Below are 16,554 nucleotides of genomic sequence, written 5' to 3'. Positions count from 1 at the left end.
TGTTGGAGGCCCTCGCCGACCCGGCGAGGCGCAAAGTGGTGCACACCCTCGCCCACTCGGGCGCTGACCTGAGCTGCGGCTCCTTCGACCTACCCGTCGGACGGTCCACCTCCAGCCACCACTTCTCCGTCCTGCGCGCGGCCGGAGTGGTGCGGCAGTACTACGTCGGCACCACGAAAATGAACACCCTCCGCACCGAGGAACTCGAACAACGCTTCCCCGGCCTCCTGACCGCAGTCATCGCGGCCGCCGACACCGAAGCCCACGACATTCCCTGAAATCCCCTGGCCTCCGGCCCCAGCGTCTCCGGGCCGGGGGTCAGGGGCCGGGCGCGTCGCCGCCGTTGACAAGAAGGGCGTCCGCCTCGCGGACCCAGGAAACCCAGCATTCCGTGTCGATGCCGGGCAGGGCGGTGAGCTCCAGTACGCCCACCGACTTCCACCCCAACTCGGTCATGGGATTGGGGGACTGCCCACTGATGAAACGCCATGGCCCGTGCGGATCCCCGTACGGGCCCCCGTGTCCGGCGGTGGGGATGCAGAGGGCGTCCGCCTCGGCGATCGGTTTGCCCAGGAGGTCGACCAGGGTCGCGAGAATGCTCCCGAATTCCCCTTTTCCGGATACCTAATTGGCGATTGACAAAGTGATGGAATTCAGTCACAGGGACATGTCTGCACCGTACAAGTCAAGACTTACCTTCGAGGAAATCCGACCGTATGGTATGGCTCGAATCGAAGGAGCTCCCTGTTGCCGAAGTTGTCGAAGATGTCGAAGACGACGAATGACCCTTCCACGCTCGCAGTTGACGCGGAGCGGGATTATGTGTCCTCCCTGTACGAGTTCCTCGCCGGGCGCCTTTCCGAGGCGCGGGCGCAGCGGGCGCGTGTGCTGAATGCCCCGGCGGACGGCGCCGGTGAGGCGTACGAGCGGGAAATCGCCGCCGAGCGGCTGGCCAAGGAGATCGGCCGGCTGGAGGGTGCCGAACGGGGGCTGGTCTTCGGGCGGATCGACTGGGCGGACGGCACGGCCCTGCGCATCGGGCGGATCGGGCTGCACACGGAGGAGGACGAGCTGCCCCTGCTCGTGGACTGGCGCGCGAACGCGGCGCGGCCCTTCTACGAGGCGACGCCGGTCCACCCGATGGGCCTGCGGCGGCGCCGGCACCTGCGTCTGGAGGAGCGCACGGTCGTCTCGGTGAACGACGAACTGCTGGACGGGAGCGCACCGACCGACGAGGACGTCGTCGGCGACGGCCCGTTGACGGAGGCCCTGTCGGCACGGCGTACGGGCCGGATGCACGCGGCCGTCGCGACGCTGCAGGCCGAGCAGGACGAGATCGTCCGTTCCCCCCACCGAGGGGTGACCGTGGTGCAGGGCGGGCCCGGCACCGGCAAGACGGTGGTCGCCCTGCACCGGGCGGCCTACGTCCTGTACGCGTTCCCGCGGGCCGCGGAGGAGGGTGTCCTGGTGCTGGGCCCGAACGCCCGGTTCCTCGACTACATCTCCCAGGTCCTTCCCTCCCTCGGCGAGAACGACGTCGTCCTGGCGACCTGCCGGGAGCTGGCCGGGGTACCCACGGACGCGGTGGACCGGTTCGACACCGCGCGCCTCAAGGGCGGCACCGACCTCGCCGACGCCCTGGCCGGCCTGCTGCGCGCCCGCCAGGCCCCCGCCGGTGACTTCACGGTGCGGGTCGGACGGGAGGTGGTCCACCTGTCCGCCGAGGAGGTCGCCACGGCACGCGACGCCGCCGTCGCGGCCGTACCGGGGCACAACCCCGCGCGCCGGGTGTTCACGGAGCTCCTGGTCGACGCCGTCACCGACGCGATGCAACGGGACATGGGCGACCTCCTGGAGCAGATCGACGCCGATGCCGCCGCGATGACGGGCCTGGACCTCGACAAGTTCACGGGGGCGGGCCGCAACCGCGCCGAAGGTGCGGCCGACCCCGGTCCGGCCCACGAACTGGACCTGGACGCCGTCCGGGCCGATCTCCTCGACGATGCCGGTGTGGACCGGGCGGTCGAGCTGCTGTGGCCGCGGCTGGTCCCCGGTGACCTCGTGAACGCGCTCCTGACGGACGCCGACGCGCTCGCCGCACACCTGCCCCACCTCACCGCGCCGGAGCGGTCCCTGCTGCTCCGCGACCCGGACGGCCCGTGGACCGACGCCGATGGGCCGTTGCTGGACGAGGCCGCGAGCCTGGTCGACGGCCCGCCCGAGCGGACGTACGGGCACGTCGTCGTCGACGAGGCGCAGGAACTGACCGCCATGCAGTGGCGGATGATCGTCCGCCGCTGCCCGGCGCGGGCGATGACGCTGGTGGGCGACTTCGCCCAGGCGGGCCCGGTCGCGACGGCGCGCGACTGGAAGGAGGCGCTGAGCCCCCACGTCGGACCGCGGTTCAAGCTGCACGACCTGACCGTGAGTTACCGCACCACCCAGGAGATCCTGGAGAGCGTCCGGGACCTGCTGGCCCGGATCGCCCCGGACCAGCGGCCCACCCGCTCACTGCGCAGCGGTGAGCTCCCCCGCACCGTGACCGCGCCGGCGGACGAGCTGGCCACCGCCGTCGTCCAGGAGCTCCGCGCCCAGGGCGCCGCGCACCCGGGCGAGCTCCTGGGAGTGGTCTGCGCGGACGCCAGGGTGGGCGAGCTGACGGCCCGGGGCGTCGCCGACCACGCGCGGATCGTGCCGGCGTCCGAGGCACGCGGCCTGGAGTTCGACGGGGTCGTCGTGCTGCACCCCGAGGAGATCGTCACGGCCCGCCCCGGCGGGGAGCGGGACCTGTACGTGGCCCTGACCCGGGCCACCAAGCGCCTCTGCACGGTCACCGTCGGGCCCGCCTGACGGCTCGGCGCCCCCGTCGCCGCCGCGGGCTCGGCGGCCGCCCTCAGGGCGAGTCTGACACACCCTCACCCTGGCCGGCCGGGGTGGGCAGGTCGCGGAGTCGGCGGATCGGGGAGGGCAGGAGCCAGAGGACGGAGGTGAGGGCGCCGATGGCGGCCACCCACAGGGTGGGGCGCAGGCCGATGGTGGCGGCGAGGGCGCCGCCGACGAGGGAACCGAGCGGGCGGGTGCCGAAGTTGACGCAGCGGTAGGCGCCGAAGACGCGGGAGCGCAGGTTGTCCGGGATGATCGCGGCGAAGATGGAGGCCCCGGCGACGTCCAGCCACATCACTCCGAGTCCGGCGCCGAACTCGGCCGCGAAGAGAAGCGCGAGGACGACGGGGGTGGTCCCGTGCGCGGCGGGGATCAGCAGCAGGGAGGCGGGGTAGAGGGCGGTGCCGAGGATGAAGGTCGGCCCCACGCCTATGCGCCTGGTGACGGCGGTGGCGCAGAGGGCCCCCAGGAGTCCGCCGACGGCCCCGGCGCCCAGCACCGCGCCGAGCAGGCCGGGGTCGAGGCGCAGCACGGTGGTGGCGTACAGCACGAGCAGGGCGGTCAGCATGAAGGTGAAGAAGTTGGCGGTGGCGGTGGCGGCGAGCGAGGCGCGCATCATCGGCGAACCGAGCATGAACCGTGCGCCTTCGGCGAGTTGGCCCCGGGCCTTGCGTTCCGCCGGGGGTTCGACGGGGGCGATGCGGGACAGGGCGAAGGCCGAGGCCGCGTAGGAGAGCGCGTCGGCCAGCAGGGCGAGCGGCGCGGAGAGGACCTGCACCAGCACTCCGCCGATGCTCGGCCCGGCCACCTGGGCCATGGCGCGGCTGCCGCTGACCAGCGAGTGCCCCTCGACGTACCGGTCGGGCGGGACGAGGGCGTTGAACAGCGGTGCGTCGCAGACGTCGAAGAGGACCGAGAGGGTCCCGGCCGTCAGGGCCACCGCGTACAGCTGGGCGAGGGTGAGCGCGTCGAAGGCGTAGGCCAGCGGGATGGTGGCGACGAGGGCGAACCGGCCGAGGTCGGCGGCGATCATGACCCGGCGCCGGTGGCTGCGGCGGTCGGCCCAGACGCCCGCGTGGAGCGCGAAGAGCAGGTTGGGCAGCCAGGTCGCGGCGGCGAGGTAGCCCATCTGGAGGGCGTCGGCGTGCACGGCGAGGACCGCGACGAGCGGTATCGCGAGGGAGGAGATCTGGTCGCCGAGGCCGGATATCGTCTGACCGGTCCAGTAGCGGCGGAAGGCCCGTTCCCGGAGCAGGACCGGCAACCAGCGCATCCGCGTCCCGGCGGGGGTCCGGTCAGGTGCCGCCGGTGCCCGGTCCGGGGCGGGCCGGTCGGGGGCGGGCGCGGTCACGGGGTCGGCTCCTGCTCGCTCCGGCCGTCGGCGCGGGTGGGGAAGGCCAGTTGCAGCACGGTGACCGGCCGGGAGCCCTCGGGGCGCTTGCCCGCGTCGTCGAGCCGTTCCAGGTAGGGCCGCATCAGGTCCTGGATCCGCCCGCCCAGCTCCTCCAGCTCGGCTGCCGTCAGGTGCAGGAGGGTGTCGCCGAACTGCGCGGCCTGCCGCCACTCGGCCGGCTCCTGGGCCTGCCCTTGGACCCAGCGCGTGGTGAGCTCGAAGTAGCGCTCGGCGATGGCCAGTTGGAGCGCCTCCGTGGCGGCGGCCGCCGCCGGGTCCGCGATGGCGCCGGAGTCCCAGCTGGTGAACATGGCGGTGGCCTGCCACGGCTTCTCCCGCCCCCGCCCGCCCCCGGCCTCCTCCACCAGGCCGTACTTCGCCAGCTGGCGCAGGTGGAAGGAGCAGCTGGCGACGCTCTCGCCGGTGGCTTCGGCGGCCTGGGTGGCCGTCATCGGGCCGTCCCGGCGCAGCAGGCCGACCAGCACCAGCCGGGTCGGGTGGGCGTAGGCGCGCAGGGCGCGGGGGTCGGTGAGGCGGATGGAACGCGGTGAGTTCTCCTCGGGCATGCATGTAAAGCTATCTTTAGAAAGAACTCTTTACAAGGGTCGGGGCCGGAGGCTGCACGCCCCCGGCCCCAGGCCCTGACCCTCGTCCCTGTCCCCCGCGGCGGCTACGGCCGCCAGATCACCGCCACCCGCGTCGAACCGGTCGACGCCGAGGAGCCGATCCGGACCCCGACCGCCAGGCCGGCGTTGTTGACGGCCACGGGGTAGGAGTAGCCCTCCGGCGCCACGTCCAGTTCCGTCAGGGCCCCGTCGGCGCCCCAGCGGAGGGCGTGGCGCTCCTGCGCCTGCGGCACCTTCGTCCCGGTGTACCCGACGGAGACGCCGGCGTCGTTGACGGCGACGGCCGTCGTGTACTCGTAGTCGGCGCCGATCGTGGTGGCGGCGCCGGCCGGGCTCCAGCTCGTGGCGGTGTAGTCGATGCCGTCCGCCCCGCCCTGCTTGCCGACGACCGTGCCGCCGGCGTTGAGGGCCGTCGCCGTGGAGTGCCGGCCCAGGTCCGTGACGGTGCCGTCGGTGTTCCAGGTCATGGAACGCCACTGGTCGTTCGCGGCGCCGGTCGGCGTGCCCTTCCCGAGCACGGTGCCGGCGTCGTTGATCTGGACGACCCAGACGCCGCGGTAGGCCGAGGCCGGGTCGAGCGCGGTGGGGGTGCCGTCCGGGCTCCACTTCACGGGGTGGGCGACGCCGGAGGCCGAGTAGGACAGGCCGGCCACCGCGCCCGAGGCGTTGACCGAGACGGCGGTGCTGTTGACGTCCCCGCTCAGCGGGGCGAGCGGGACGGCCCGGCAGTCCGGGCCCCACTTCACCGCGTGGGAGGCCGTCCCGGCCGCGGAGTGCCCGACCGCCGTACCGGTGCGGCTCATCGCGTAGATGTAGCCCCAGCCGCCGGTGTCCGCGGGCAGCAGCGGCAGTGCGGAGACCGTGCCGTCGGGGGCCCAGCGCACCGTGTGGTTCCCCGAGTAGCCGACGGCGGCACCGTCGGCGGCGACGGCCACGGCGCGGCCGCTCGGGTCCCCGGGCAGCAGGGGGAGTGTCGTGGCGCTGAGGTCCGCGTTCCAGCGGACCGGACGGTCCTGGTTCTGCGGATCGGTGACGTAGCCGACGATCACCCCGTCGTCGTTGACCGCGGCGGGATCGCTCCCGACGGCGCCGGGCGGCAGGGGCAGGTCGACGGCCACGCCGGCCGCCGGATCGGTGTCGGCCGTCGCGCTGCCGGCCGTACCCAGCGCGAGGGCGCCGACGGCGGCCAGGGCGACGGTGGTGGCGGCTGCGGACCGCAGGGCTCGGATGCCGATGCTCATGACGTGCGTTCCTCGTCTCGTGGACTTCCGCGGAATGGCACTGTGCTGATGCTGTGTCATGTTTCGCATGGAGAGTTCCCGTACGCCACACCGTTCGGCGCACGGGAACTTCACCCAGTCTTCACGATTCGCGGCACGGGCGCAGCGGAATCCGGAGTCAGGCACCCGGAGCCGGGATCCGGGATCCCGGGGTCCGACCCCCGGGGTCCGGAGTCCCGAGGGCGGCGCCCCGCTACTGCGGGGTCACGTACGCGCCGGAGATGCCGCCGTCGACGAGGAAGGTGTTGGCGGTCATGAACGAGGAGTCGTCGGAGGCGAGGAAGGCCACCGCGGCGGCGATCTCCTCGGGCTCGGCGAAGCGGCCCAGCGGGATGTGCACCAGGCGGCGGGCGGCGCGCTCCGGGTCCTTGGCGAAGAGCTCCTGGAGCAGCGGGGTGTTCACCGGGCCCGGGCACAGGGCGTTGACCCGGATGCCCTCGCGGGCGAACTGCACGCCCAGCTCGCGCGACATGGCCAGCACGCCGCCCTTGGAGGCGCTGTAGGAGATCTGCGAGGTCGCCGCGCCCATCACGGCGACGAACGACGCCGTGTTGATGATCGAGCCCTTGCCCTGGCGCTGCATGTGCGGGATCGCGTACTTGCAGCACAGGTAGACGCTGGTGAGGTTGACCTCCTGGACGCGCTTCCAGGCCTCCAGGCCGGTGGTGAGGATGGAGTCGTCGTCCGGCGGGGAGATGCCCGCGTTGTTGAAGGTGATGTCGAGGCGGCCGTACTCGTCGACGGTCCGCTGGAAGAGGTCGCGCACCGCGGCCTCGTCGGTGACGTCGGCCTGGATGAACAGGCCGCCGACCTCGTTCGCGGCCTTGGCGCCGGTCTCGGCGTCGAGGTCGACGCAGACCACCTTCGCGCCCTCGGCGGCGAAGCGGCGGGCGGTCGCCAGGCCGATGCCGCTGCCGGCGCCGGTGATCACGGCCACGCGGCCGTCGAGTCGCTGGGTCATGGTGATCATTCCTCCGTGGAGATGAAGACGTTCTTGGTCTGGGTGAAGGCGTCGAGGGCGTCCGGGCCGAGCTCGCGGCCGAGGCCGGACTGCTTGAAGCCGCCGAACGGCGTGGTGTAGCGCACCGAGGAGTGCGAGTTGACGGAGAGGTTGCCGGCCTCGACGCCGCGCGAGACGCGCAGCGCGCGGCCGAGGTCCCTGGTCCAGATGGAGCCGGACAGGCCGTACTCGGTGGCGTTGGCGATCCGCAGCGCGTCCTCCTCGTCGCGGAACGGGACGACGGCGACGACCGGGCCGAAGATCTCCTCGGTGAAGGCGCGGTCGTCGTGCCGCACGGGCGCGAGGACGGTCGGCGGGTACCAGAAGCCGGGCCCGTCGGGGGCGTTGCCCCGGATGGCGACGGCCGAGGCGTCCGGGACGTACGAGGCGACCCGCTCGCGGTGGGCGGCCGAGATCAGCGGACCCATCTCGGTCTTCTCGTCGGCCGGGTCGCCGACCCGCACGCCGCGCACGGCCGGCTCCAGGAGCGCCATGAAGTCGTCGAAGGCGGAGGCCTCGACCAGGATCCGGGAGCGGGCGCAGCAGTCCTGGCCGGCGTTGTCGAAGACGGCGTAGGGCGCGGTCGCGGCGGCCTTGGCGAGGTCGGCGTCGGCGAAGACGATGTTGGCGCTCTTGCCGCCGAGTTCGAGGGTGACGGGCTTCACCTGGGCGGCGCAGCCCGCCATGATCCCCTTGCCGACACCGGTCGAGCCGGTGAAGACGACCTTGCGCACGTCGGGGTGGGTGACGAAGCGCCCGCCGACGACCGGTCCGCGGCCGGGCAGGACCTGGAGCACGCCCTCGGGGATGCCGGCCGCCAGGGCGAGTTCGGCCAGGCGCAGCGCGGTGAGCGGGGTGAGCTCGGCCGGTTTGACGATGACGGTGTTGCCGGCGGCGAGCGCCGGGGCGAGGGCCCAGGCGGCGATCGGCATCGGGAAGTTCCAGGGCACGATGACCCCGACGACGCCGATCGGTTCCTGGAAGGTGACGTCGATGCCGCCGGCGACGGGGATCTGCCGGCCGAACAGCCGCTCGGGGGCGGCGGCGTAGTACTCGATGACGTCCCGCGCGTTGCCCGCCTCCCAGCGGGCGTTGCCGATGGTGTGGCCGGCGTTGGCGACCTCCAGGGCGGCGAGGTGCTCGCGGTCGGCGTCGACGGCGGCGGCGAAGGCGCGCAGCAGCCGGGCGCGGTCGGCGGGGGCCACCCGGCGCCAGGTGTCGAAGGCGGCGCGGGCGCGGGCGACGGCGGCGTCGGTCTCGGCGAGGCCGGCCAGTTCGACGGTGGTGATCACCTCCTCGGTGGCGGGGTTGACGACCTCGAAGAGGTCCGGTTCGGTCATCGGGGGCTCTCCCTCTGGGTGGTGCCTCGGCCGGCGGGCGCGCCGCCGGTCCGGCCGGTGGTCCGGCCGGCTGTCCGGCCGGCTGTCCGGGCGGCGTTGATGAAGGTGTGGAACAGGCGCAGGTCGTCGGGGTCGGTCTCCGGGTGCCACTGGACGCCCAGGGCGAAGCGGTGACCGGGCAGTTCGAGCGCCTCGACCGTTCCATCGGCACTGTGCGCGGTGACCTGGAGTCCGCTGCCGATCCGGTCGACGGCCTGGTGGTGGTAGCAGGAGACCTCGGTGGCGGGCCCCAGCACGGCGGCGAGCCGACTGCCGTCGACGACGTCGACCCGGTGGCGGACGAAGCGGGCGGGGACGCGCTGGTGGCTGTCGTCGGGCAGGTGCTGGACGAGGGTGCCGCCGAGTTCGACGTTGAGCAGCTGCATGCCGCGGCAGACCCCGAGCACCGGCAGGTCCCGGGCGAGGGCGGCCCGCAGCAGCCGGCTCTCCCAGTCGTCGCGGGCGTGGTGGGGCGCGCCGGTGCGCGGATCGGGGGCCGCCGCGTAGCGGGCCGGGTCGACGTCCGGTCCGCCGGCGAGGACGAGTCCGTCGAGGGCGTCGAGCAGGTGGCCGGCCCCGCCGGGCTGGGGCGGCAGCAGCACCGGGATGCCGCCCGCGCGGACGACGCTGTCGACGTACGTCTGGGGCACGAGCGAGGCGCGCTGGTTCCAGACCGACCAGGCGGCGGCGTCCTGGTAGCTGCTGATGCCGATGAGGGGCGGTCGGCGGTCCTCGTGGGTCACAGCCGCTCGAATCCGCGGCGCCGCTCCCAGTCGGTCACCGCCCTTTGGTAGGAGGCGAGTTCGGTGCGCCCCGCGTGGGTGTAGTGCCGGACGACGTCCTTGCCGAAGGCCTCGGTGGCGACGGCGCTGCGCTCGAAGGCGTCGACCGCGTCGCGCAGGGTGGCGGGCACCCGGGGTGCGTCGGAGGCGTAGGCGTTGCCGGTGAACTCCGGCTGTAGTTCGAGCTGTTGCTCGACGCCGTGCAGTCCGGCGGCGATCAGGGCGGCGACCGCGAGGTAGGGGTTGACGTCCCCGCCGGGGACGCGGTTCTCGAAGCGCAGCGACTGCCCGTGCCCGACGACGCGCAGGGCGCAGGTGCGGTTGTCGCGGCCCCAGGCGATGGCGGTGGGCGCGAAGCTGCCGGGGACGTAGCGCTTGTAGGAGTTGACGGTGGGGGCGAACAGCAGGGCGAAGTCGGCGAGACAGGCGAGCTGGCCGGCGAGGAAGTGCTCCATGGTGCGGGAGAAGCCGTACGGGCGGTCGCCGGCGAACACCGGGGCGCCCTGCTCGTCGCGCAGGCTCAGGTGGATGTGGCAGGAGTTGCCCTCGCGTTCGTCGTACTTCGCCATGAACGTGAGGCTGCAGCCCTCCTGGGCGGCGATCTCCTTGGCGCCGGTCTTGTAGACGGCGTGGTTGTCGCAGGTGGTGAGGGCGTCGGCGTACTTGAAGGCGATCTCGTGCTGGCCGAGGTTGCACTCGCCCTTGGCGGACTCGACGGTGAGGCCGGCGCCGGCCATGCCGTTGCGCAGGCGGCGCAGGAGCGGCTCGATGCGCCCGGTGCCGAGGATGGAGTAGTCGACGTTGTACTGGTTGGCCGGGGTGAGCCGGGTGTAGTCCTTGTCCCAGGCCTGTTCGTAGCTGTCCCGGAAGACGATGAACTCCAGCTCGGTGGCGGCCTGGGCCTGCCAGCCGTAGCCGGCCAGGCGGTCGAGCTGGCGCTGGAGGACCTGGCGCGGGGAGACGGCGACCGGGGTGCCGTCGTGCTGGACGACGTCGCACTGGACCATGACGGTGGCCGGGTGCCAGGGGACGGACCGCAGGGTGGCGAGGTCGGGGCGCAGCGTCAGGTCGCCGTAGCCGTTCTCCCAGGAGGAGACCTCGTAGCCGTCGACGGTGTTCATGTCGACGTCGACGGCCAGCAGGTAGCCGCAGCCCTCCGCGGCGCCGGTCACGACGTCGTCGAGGAAGTACTGGGCGGCGACGCGCTTGCCCTGGAGGCGGCCCTGCATGTCGGTCATGGCGAGCACGACGGTGTCGACGGACCCGTCGGCGACGAGGGTGCGCAGCTCGTCGAGGGTGAGCCGGGGGGTGGTCATCGGGTCTCCTGTTCGGTGTCCCGGGTGCCGGGGGCGGACGGGGTGCCGTGGACGTGCGGTGTGTCGAGGACGTGCGGTGTGTCGAGGACGTGCGGTGTGTCGAGGCCCGACAGCGGGGACATCGCGGACGGCGCGGCGCCGACGTGCGGCCCGGTGAACCAGTTCCGGGCGGAGGCGAGCCACCAGACGCCCGCGAAGCCGACCACGACGGCCACGGCGACCGGGGTGTAGTTGAAGCTGTCGACGGTGATCGGGCTGGCGGTGGGCAGCATGAACAGGACGGTGATCACCGCCGTCCAGACGACGGCGACGACGCCGATCGGCCGGCTCCAGCGGCCCAGGTGCCAGGGGCCGCGCGGGAAGTCCTCGCCCTGGCGCAGCCGCAGGTACACCGGGATGACGTAGGAGATGTAGAGGCCGATCACGGAGATCGAGGTCACGGCCGTGTAGGCGGTGTTGTTCCAGAGCGCGGGCAGTCCGAGCAGCAGGGCGCCGCCGGTGGCCAGCCAGACCGCGTTGGTCGGGGTCTGGGTGCGCGGGGAGATGCGGTGCCAGAGCCGGGAGCCGGGCAGCGCGCCGTCGCGGGAGAAGGCGTAGATCATGCGGGAGTTGGCGGTGACGGAGGCCATGCCGCAGAAGAACTGGGCGCCGATGACGATGAGCAGCAGGAACTGGGCGCCGCCGGAGCCGATCGCGTCGATGAAGATCTGCGCGGGCGGGACCTGGGTGTCGCTGTTGAGCGCGCCGTCGTAGTCGCGGATCGCGAAGGTGATGCCGAGCAGCAGGATCCAGCCCGCCACCAGGGAGACGGTGATCGCGTTGACGATGCCGCGCGGGCCGGAGCGGGCGGCGTCCTGGGTCTCCTCGGTCATGTGCGCGGAGGCGTCGTAGCCGGTGAGGGTGTACTGGGCCATCAGCAGGCCGAGCATCGCGACGTAGAACTGGCTGTGGAAGCCGGTCCGGTTGACGAACTCGGTGAGCACGAAGGAGGCGGAGGCGTGCCGCTCGGGGAGCAGCGCGAGCGCGCCGACGATGATCGCGACGCCGACCAGGTGCCACCACACGGAGACGCTGTTGAGGACGGCGACCAGGCGCACCCCGAAGGTGTTGAGCAGGCCGTGCGCCAGCAGGATGACCGCGAAGATCTCCATGGTGTGCGCGGGGGTGGCCGCGACGCCGAAGCGCAGTTCGAGGAACGCGTTGGTGAAGAAGGCGGCGCCGTAGTCGACGCTGGCGGTCACCGCGACCTGGCCGAGGAAGTTGAACCAGCCGGTGAACCAGCTCCAGGCCGGGCCGCTGCCACGGCTGCGGGTCAGCTTCGCGGACCAGTAGTAGAGCCCGCCGGCCGTCGGGTAGCTGGAGCAGATCTCGGCCATCGCGAGGCCGACGCAGAGCGTCAGCAGGCCGACCACCGGCCAGCCCCAGATGATCAGGGCCGGGCCGCCGGTCTTCATGCCCGTCCCGTAGAGGGTCAGGCAGCCGGACAGCACCGAGACGATGGAGAAGGAGACGGCGAAGTTGGAGAAGCCCGACATCGAGCGGGCCAGCTCCTGGGTGTAGCCCAGCTCGCGGAGGCGTTGTTCGTCGGCGGAGACCGGGGATCCCTCGGCGGGAACGGGGGATTCCTCGGCGGGCGCGAGGGATCCGTCAGCGGAAACGGGGGAGGAATCCACCGGAAACACGGCGGGGCCAGGGTGGTCGGGTGAGCGTGCGTCGGTCATGGGCACCCCTGGGGGTTGAGGGTGTGCCGGGGTGCGCGCGGCCACGGCGGCGTGGCGCACCCGCCCCGGCGGGTTCGACGGTCGGACGGCTCTTCAATGGTCTAAAGTCAGACCATTGGGTGGGTGAGCAGCATCGTTCCGGCTGGACGGTGGCCACGTCAAGGGCGGGACGGGAACGAGTGCGGGAGATCCGATCGCAGGTACGATTCCGGCGTGGACGTGGACGTAACACGTGAGCAGGCACGGCTCGACTGGGAGGCCGGGGCGATCTTCCGCCCGATCCGGACCGGCAACGCCTTCGAGGAGACCGTCGAACGGCTGCTCCAGGCGATCAAGCTCGGCGTCTTCCGCCCCGGCGACCGGCTGCCCGCCGAACGCGACCTCGCCGCCCGGCTCGGCGTCAGCCGCGAGACCCTGCGCGAGGCACTCCGCACGCTCCAGCAGGCCGACTGCGTCGAACCCCGCCGCGGCCGCTACGGCGGCACCTTCGTCACCTACCGGATGCCCGAACCGGACGTCGCCGACCTGCGTCGCGCCGCCCGCGACCTCGGCGGCGCCCTGGAGGACGCCCTGACCTACCGGCAGGTCCTGGAGGTCGGCGCCGCCGAGGCCGCCGCCCGGCGCCCCCTCTCCCCCGAACAGCGCGCCCACCTGGAGGACCGGCTCACCGAGCTGGACGCGGCCCCCGCCGAGCAGTACCGCCAGCTGGACTCCCGCTTCCACCTCGCCATCGGCGAGCTCACCGGCTCCCCCGCCCTCGCCGCGGCCATCGCCGAGGCCAGGATGCGCCTCAACGACCTGCTCAACGCGATCCCCATGCTGGACCGCAACATCGAGCACGCCGCCGAACAGCACCGGGCCATGGTCCACGCCATCCTCACCGGCGACGGCGCCGCCGCCCGCCGCGCCACCGAGGAACACCTCGCCGCAACGGCCTCCCTCCTCCGCGCCTTCCTGGCCTGACACCGCCCCCGGGCCGATCGGCCGTCCGGACCGGTCGGCCGTCGTGGATCAGGCTCCCAGGCGTGCCCGACTACTCGTCCGTCTCGGGCCCGGGCTCAGGGGTGCCCGGGAGACCGGGCAGGACACGCCCCAGCCCCTGCCTCTCCCCCGCCGGTCGGGGCGGCTGCGGCTCACCTCCCCGGCCCGCCGTCGACTCCGGGCCGATGGTCGGCAGGGGCCCGAGGTCTCCGTGGACGACGGTCTCCGTGATCAGGGGGCGGTCCCAGAGGGCCAGGATCTCGTTCGCCAGGGCGATGGTCCGGCGCGGATCGCGGTCCCCGTTCACCGTGATGGCAGCCGCCGACAGGCTCTGCGGGACGGCCCCCGCGTCGAGGAGCACGCGCCAGTCCTCCGGGGTGAGTGCCACGAACTCCAGCCCGCTCAACCGGCCGACCTCCCTGGGGTCGGCGAGGGTCCCCGGGGAAGCGCTGAGGGTGCGCAGACGGGGCAGGGCGAGGACGGGGGCGCGCGCCACCCCCAGACGGGCCTCCGCGGCGGCGATCTCCTCCTCGGTCGCACCGATCGCCCCGGGTATCCGCTCGCGCAGCGTCCGCTCCAGCGCCTCCGGATCCACGGACGGAGCCGACCGCACCCCGGGCACCGGCTCGGGCCGGCGCCGCCACGGCTCCGGCACGGCACCCTCCACCCGCACCAGAACCCTCGGATGGGCGTTGCCCGGACCTGAACCGGCCGCAGGCCCCAGATCGAACAGGCGCAGCACCGCCCTCCCCTCCGGTGCGATCTCCACCGTGAAGGCGACGCCCCCCGAACCCGTGTCAGGGACCACGGCCCGCACTCGCCGGATCGCGTCGTGCTGCGCCTGGTAGTCCGACAGCAGACTGGCACGCCCGGGCTCCGGACTCCGCCACTTCAACGGCACGGTGGACGAACCGCGACCGATCACCCCCGCCACGTACCCGCCCGGTGCGGCGAGCTTCTCCGCGTGGGCGGACCGGAGGAGCCGCAGCAGCGGCTCCCAGGTGGCGAAGTCGTTCAACGCGGACAACGGGGACCTCCTGATCCGGTGATCATGACGACCGCGATGATGACCGCTGGCACCGACAGACGGCCTCAGCCGGCGGCGCTCGCCCGGCCGTCGCGCGCGAGCTCGACCGCGTAGCGCGAGGCGGCCTCCGCGAGGAGGTGGGTCATCCGGCGCGGCGGGACTCCGACGTGGTCGGCGACGGCGCGGTCGGCAGCGGTGAGGTCGCCGCCGAGGAGTTCGCAGGTGATCACCAGGGTGTTGTCCGGGAGCATGTGGAGGCGGGCCATCCGTTGCTGGACCTCCTCCATGCCCTCGCTCGCCAGCACGTCCCGCAGTTCCTCGATCAGCGGGGCCAGCCACCGGGCGCGCAGGGCGTACTCGCCGCGGTCGGCGAAGGTCGGGTGGAGCGCGGCGAGCAGGTGGGCCGGGTACTCCTCGACGGGCTCGGCGAACTGCGGGTGGTCCTTGGCGAATTCCTCCCAGTCGACCTCCAGTCCGCTGATCTGCTCCGGGAGGACCGGCCGGCGCGACCAGGACTCGTCGGACTGGGTGAAGACCTGCCGCAGCAGCGCGTAAGGAACCTCGGCGGTGCGGGAGAGCAGGACCGCGTCGTAGAGGTCCTTGCCCTGGGGGTGGTTGTCGGACACCAGCCACAGGAGCTTCCACGCGAGGGAGAGCTCCGGCGTCGCGCCGAGCAGCGGTCCGGTGACGCCCGGGAGCCGGTAGGACTGCGGTGCGACGGGCAGGTGCTCGGTGAAGACGAAGTCGAGTTGGACGCTCCCGCCCGGGACGCCCGGCGCCGACCACGGCAGCACGAGCCTGCGCCCGGGGATCCTGCTGTACGTCCAGATCTCGTCGCTGAGCGCCTGGTCCGCGTGCAGCCGCACCTCGCCCGAGAGGCGTTCGGCGGCGGTGGCGAGTTCGCCGAGCATGCGCTCCGTGCGCTCGTCCTCCAGTTGCCAGTCCACCGGGCGGACCACGAAGTCCAGGTCACCGGGCTCACGGGCCTGTTCGCCGTACCAGGCCCGCAGCAGGACGCTTCCGCGCAGCACCAGGTGTTCGGCCCACGGCGAGCCGGCGACGGCGGACAGCACGGTGTCGAGCGCCTCGCGCCGCGCGGTGAGCCAGCGTTCGGCGAGCCCGGGGTCGGCGAACGCTGGCTCGCTGGGCCGGAGGGCGCGGGCGTACCCGGCGAGGGCGGGGTCGAAGACCGGCTGCTGGGTCACCGTCTCGTCGTCGATCGGGCGGAGGCTCCTGGGCAGCTCCCGATCCACCCGGACGTCCTCCGACGGCGGCTGCTTGGGCAGCAGGACCCCCCGCCAGGGGCCGTACCGCAGGTCCTCCCATGCCACGGGCGCATCGGGTCGGGGCTGGGACTGGTCCTCGGTCATGTCGACTCTCCTGCTCCGTACGGCCGGGCGCTGTGCCCGGGCTCGGTGATCCATCCCGCGTCCAGGGTCTCGTCACTGTCGACGACGACGAACTCGCGCTCCACCGAGGCCACTTCGCGACCGTCGGCGGCGAGGTCCCGCAGCAGCGCGTCCAACCGGCGGCCCGCGGTGTCCAGGCCGACCAGGCGGCACCGCTGGGTCACGAACCACTCGCGCCGGCCGTCCTCGCGCGTCCGGCGCGGGTTGCGCGACAGGTGCGCGCCGTGCCGGACGGCCAGTGCGGTGAGCTCGGCGAAGCGGGCGGGGTCGGCCGCCCGGATCCCAGTCGGCAGCAACAGCTTGACGTGGTGCTCGAAGTAGCGGCCGGCCCCGTGCGAGGCGGCGTCCTCGTCCGAGGCCGGGACACCCTCCGCCCACGGCGTGGCCTCGATCTTCGCCCGCAGAACGGTGAATCCGGCCCGCTCGGCCCGGCCCCGGACCCGGGCGGTCAGGACGGCGACCTCCTCCAGCGTGCCGTCGGCGCGCAGGGTGAGCATCGGCTGCGAGGGCGACGTACCGCGCTCCAGCAGGATGTGGGTGAACTTCAGTCCGTGACCGTCGGCCCACGCGGCCAGTGCGTCGGCCGCGCCGGGCCCGACGGTCAGGTGCACCTCGAAGCCTCCCCGGACGGTGGGGGGAGCGGGCCGCGCGGGCCGGTCGTCAAGGTACTGGTCAGGGTGGATGGCGAGCATGGGGATCATCCTGCCAAGCGCCTCTGACAACGGCCCGCGCTGGTCACGGGCGGTGAGTCCGGGGA

General features: G+C 73.1%; 15 protein-coding genes. 3 read left to right on the top strand and 12 right to left on the bottom strand.

Going from position 1 to position 16,554, the window contains the following annotated elements; genetic code table 11:
* Nucleotides 1-2: 2 nt before the first annotated feature.
* Nucleotides 3-278 (top strand): ArsR/SmtB family transcription factor, encoded by a 276-nt coding sequence (locus ACFY2K_RS17910; protein WP_387712375.1) that lies wholly within the window; start codon nucleotides 3-5, stop codon nucleotides 276-278.
* Nucleotides 279-318: 40 nt separating this feature from the next.
* On the opposite strand, the gene ACFY2K_RS17905 is transcribed toward ACFY2K_RS17910, so the two are convergent.
* On the bottom strand, nucleotides 319-456 hold the full coding sequence (locus ACFY2K_RS17905) for a hypothetical protein (RefSeq protein ID WP_380522814.1): 138 nt from the start codon (nucleotides 454-456) through the stop codon (nucleotides 319-321).
* 366 nt (nucleotides 457-822) lie between these two features.
* Between ACFY2K_RS17905 and ACFY2K_RS17900 the strand changes: the two genes are divergently transcribed.
* On the top strand, nucleotides 823-2,850 hold the full coding sequence (locus ACFY2K_RS17900) for a HelD family protein (protein ID WP_380643920.1): 2,028 nt from the start codon (nucleotides 823-825) through the stop codon (nucleotides 2,848-2,850).
* A gap of 43 nt (nucleotides 2,851-2,893) precedes the next feature.
* Here the strand turns inward: ACFY2K_RS17900 and ACFY2K_RS17895 are convergent, their stop codons facing one another.
* From ACFY2K_RS17895 to ACFY2K_RS17860, 8 genes are all read right to left on the bottom strand, one after another.
* A complete protein-coding gene (locus ACFY2K_RS17895; RefSeq protein ID WP_387712370.1) occupies nucleotides 2,894-4,234 on the bottom strand; it encodes an MFS transporter in 1,341 nt (446 codons plus the stop codon).
* Nucleotides 4,231-4,842, bottom strand: coding sequence for a winged helix-turn-helix domain-containing protein (locus ACFY2K_RS17890; protein WP_380522811.1), 612 nt, complete (start codon nucleotides 4,840-4,842; stop codon nucleotides 4,231-4,233). The genes ACFY2K_RS17895 and ACFY2K_RS17890 overlap by 4 nt, the downstream gene beginning before the upstream one ends.
* 104 nt (nucleotides 4,843-4,946) lie before the next feature.
* Entirely contained in the window at nucleotides 4,947-6,143 is a 1,197-nt protein-coding gene (locus tag ACFY2K_RS17885; RefSeq protein WP_387712367.1) for a hypothetical protein, read from the bottom strand.
* 232 nt (nucleotides 6,144-6,375) lie between these two features.
* Nucleotides 6,376-7,143 carry a 3-oxoacyl-ACP reductase gene (locus ACFY2K_RS17880; protein ID WP_375893790.1) on the bottom strand — a complete coding sequence of 256 codons (768 nt, stop codon included), beginning with the start codon at nucleotides 7,141-7,143 and terminating at the stop codon, nucleotides 6,376-6,378.
* 5 nt (nucleotides 7,144-7,148) lie between these two features.
* Complete coding sequence (locus ACFY2K_RS17875; RefSeq protein ID WP_375893787.1) at nucleotides 7,149-8,522, bottom strand: aldehyde dehydrogenase family protein; 1,374 nt, start codon at nucleotides 8,520-8,522, stop codon at nucleotides 7,149-7,151.
* On the bottom strand, nucleotides 8,519-9,304 hold the full coding sequence (locus ACFY2K_RS17870; protein WP_387712363.1) for a gamma-glutamyl-gamma-aminobutyrate hydrolase family protein: 786 nt from the start codon (nucleotides 9,302-9,304) through the stop codon (nucleotides 8,519-8,521). The genes ACFY2K_RS17875 and ACFY2K_RS17870 overlap by 4 nt, the downstream gene beginning before the upstream one ends.
* Nucleotides 9,301-10,659, bottom strand: coding sequence for a glutamine synthetase family protein (locus ACFY2K_RS17865; RefSeq protein WP_375893782.1), 1,359 nt, complete (start codon nucleotides 10,657-10,659; stop codon nucleotides 9,301-9,303). The genes ACFY2K_RS17870 and ACFY2K_RS17865 overlap by 4 nt, the downstream gene beginning before the upstream one ends.
* Entirely contained in the window at nucleotides 10,656-12,194 is a 1,539-nt protein-coding gene (locus ACFY2K_RS17860; RefSeq protein WP_387712394.1) for an amino acid permease, read from the bottom strand. The genes ACFY2K_RS17865 and ACFY2K_RS17860 overlap by 4 nt, the downstream gene beginning before the upstream one ends.
* A 399-nt stretch (nucleotides 12,195-12,593) precedes the next feature.
* Here ACFY2K_RS17860 and ACFY2K_RS17855 point away from each other — a divergent pair, with 399 nt between their 5' ends.
* Nucleotides 12,594-13,343, top strand: a complete 750-nt coding sequence (locus tag ACFY2K_RS17855) for a FadR/GntR family transcriptional regulator (protein WP_375893777.1) — start codon at nucleotides 12,594-12,596, stop codon at nucleotides 13,341-13,343.
* 70 nt (nucleotides 13,344-13,413) lie between these two features.
* Here ACFY2K_RS17855 and ACFY2K_RS17850 read toward each other — a convergent pair whose 3' ends face one another.
* From ACFY2K_RS17850 to ACFY2K_RS17840, 3 genes are all read right to left on the bottom strand, one after another.
* Nucleotides 13,414-14,388 carry a hypothetical protein gene (locus ACFY2K_RS17850; protein ID WP_387712359.1) on the bottom strand — a complete coding sequence of 325 codons (975 nt, stop codon included), beginning with the start codon at nucleotides 14,386-14,388 and terminating at the stop codon, nucleotides 13,414-13,416.
* Between the two features lie 65 nt (nucleotides 14,389-14,453).
* On the bottom strand, nucleotides 14,454-15,758 hold the full coding sequence (locus ACFY2K_RS17845; protein ID WP_387712356.1) for a nucleotidyl transferase AbiEii/AbiGii toxin family protein: 1,305 nt from the start codon (nucleotides 15,756-15,758) through the stop codon (nucleotides 14,454-14,456).
* Complete coding sequence (locus ACFY2K_RS17840) at nucleotides 15,755-16,489, bottom strand: hypothetical protein (RefSeq protein WP_387712354.1); 735 nt, start codon at nucleotides 16,487-16,489, stop codon at nucleotides 15,755-15,757. Before ACFY2K_RS17840 ends, ACFY2K_RS17845 begins: the two co-directional genes overlap by 4 nt.
* Between the last annotated feature and the right edge of the window lie 65 nt (nucleotides 16,490-16,554).

Source organism: Kitasatospora sp. NPDC001309 (genome assembly GCF_042896295.1).
Lineage (GTDB): Bacteria > Actinomycetota > Actinomycetes > Streptomycetales > Streptomycetaceae > Kitasatospora.
This window is presented reverse-complemented; position numbering and strand designations above follow the sequence as displayed.

Coding starts and splice junctions, on each gene's coding strand:
- ACFY2K_RS17905 (WP_380522814.1), bottom strand. CDS start 456: ATGACCGAGTTGGGGTGGAAGTCGGTGGGCGTACTGGAGCTCACCGCC.
- ACFY2K_RS17890 (WP_380522811.1), bottom strand. CDS start 4,842: ATGCCCGAGGAGAACTCACCGCGTTCCATCCGCCTCACCGACCCCCGC.
- ACFY2K_RS17885 (WP_387712367.1), bottom strand. CDS start 6,143: ATGAGCATCGGCATCCGAGCCCTGCGGTCCGCAGCCGCCACCACCGTC.
- ACFY2K_RS17880 (WP_375893790.1), bottom strand. CDS start 7,143: ATGACCCAGCGACTCGACGGCCGCGTGGCCGTGATCACCGGCGCCGGC.
- ACFY2K_RS17875 (WP_375893787.1), bottom strand. CDS start 8,522: ATGACCGAACCGGACCTCTTCGAGGTCGTCAACCCCGCCACCGAGGAG.
- ACFY2K_RS17865 (WP_375893782.1), bottom strand. CDS start 10,659: ATGACCACCCCCCGGCTCACCCTCGACGAGCTGCGCACCCTCGTCGCC.
- ACFY2K_RS17860 (WP_387712394.1), bottom strand. CDS start 12,194: ATGTCGGGCTTCTCCAACTTCGCCGTCTCCTTCTCCATCGTCTCGGTG.
- ACFY2K_RS17845 (WP_387712356.1), bottom strand. CDS start 15,758: ATGACCGAGGACCAGTCCCAGCCCCGACCCGATGCGCCCGTGGCATGG.
- ACFY2K_RS17840 (WP_387712354.1), bottom strand. CDS start 16,489: ATGCTCGCCATCCACCCTGACCAGTACCTTGACGACCGGCCCGCGCGG.